This is a genomic window from Lacinutrix iliipiscaria, from assembly GCF_042686125.1.
GTDB classification, from domain to species: domain Bacteria; phylum Bacteroidota; class Bacteroidia; order Flavobacteriales; family Flavobacteriaceae; genus Oceanihabitans; species Oceanihabitans iliipiscarium.
Genome location: NZ_JBHUOV010000018.1, coordinates 1 through 1,131 on the forward strand (window position 1 = coordinate 1; position 1,131 = coordinate 1,131).

At 33.0% G+C, this 1,131-nt stretch carries 2 protein-coding genes; both read left to right on the forward strand.

From position 1 onward, the window contains the following. The first annotated feature begins 533 nt into the window (after nucleotides 1-533). Nucleotides 534-695: a hypothetical protein gene (locus ACFS5M_RS14205; RefSeq protein ID WP_183490072.1), complete on the forward strand. Its 162-nt coding sequence runs from the start codon at nucleotides 534-536 to the stop codon at nucleotides 693-695. 2 nt (nucleotides 696-697) lie between these two features. Then, nucleotides 698-874 carry a hypothetical protein gene (locus ACFS5M_RS14210; RefSeq protein ID WP_183490075.1) on the forward strand — a complete coding sequence of 59 codons (177 nt, stop codon included), beginning with the start codon at nucleotides 698-700 and terminating at the stop codon, nucleotides 872-874. Nucleotides 875-1,131: the final 257 nt, after the last annotated feature.

The following is a 1,131-nucleotide window of genomic DNA, read 5'->3' on the forward strand; positions in this document are numbered from 1 at the left end:
AATTTTAAAACGACGTAAAATTTTATGTAGTGAAAAAACCGAAGCGTAGCGAGGTAAATCAATGCTAATGGTCAGGGATTATGCACTTTGGATGCGTAGCATACAGAGTAAGTGCATTAGCTACGCATCTATTGTGTATATCCATTGTTAGTTGGTAGTGTACTAAAATATAGAAATTATGATAAAAAAAAAGAACAAAACATCGTCGATGCTTAGCAATTCCCTGACCATTAGTGGGGATGAGCATACCGAGAACAATTTTTATTGCTATAATCAGTCTATGGAACTTGGTTTTAGGTGTGAAAAACAGTGTGATTATTGTAATGCAATTAGTTAAAAATTGTGTAGGGATGCGTGCCTTTAGGACATTCCCACTAACGAATGCCGTGTAGTATTTGTTGCGTTTACGAAGGGATTTAAAACTTGTTTTAAAATACCGAAAGTAAGTAAGCGACAAACAAAAGAAAAGCCCTTGCGAAGCAATTAATTCTACACGATGTTAACCGTAGTAACCAACTATTAAATTAATAAAAATGAATCACAAATGGAATAATAATAAATGTACAATATGTGGTTGCGAAAGAGAAAAAACATTCTATGGCTATAATTATTATAGAAGCGGTCAAATATTTGGAATAAACAAAAGACCTGATTGTATTGATTGGGAATTAGAAAACAAAAAAACAATAGATTAAAAATGGAAACACAAAAATTAAAATCTCTTATCAAAGAGTTAAAAAACGCTAAAAATCAAAAACAAATTAAGAGTATTGAAGAAGCAAAAGAAGATATTATTTGGTCTAAAGTTGATAATATAACTCAAGACTTGTGGTATGAAACATTAGGCGATGTAAAACGAGGTTTATATTTTTAATTAAGCAAGAATTTAACCATAGTCAATGCGAAGCATTGCAGGGGCTTTTCTTTTGTACACGGCATTCGTTAACCGTAATTAGGAAAACTTAAGGCTTTGGAACAAAGGTGGTTTTACGTATCTGAAACAAAGGGTATTGGATTATGAAGCATGAGTAAGTCAATACCCTTTGTTGAGGTTATTACGGTTAACGCTCCCTGTGTATGAGGCGTTGAATTTGCGAGGGGTTGAGCTTGCTCAAAACCATAAAGCAAAGA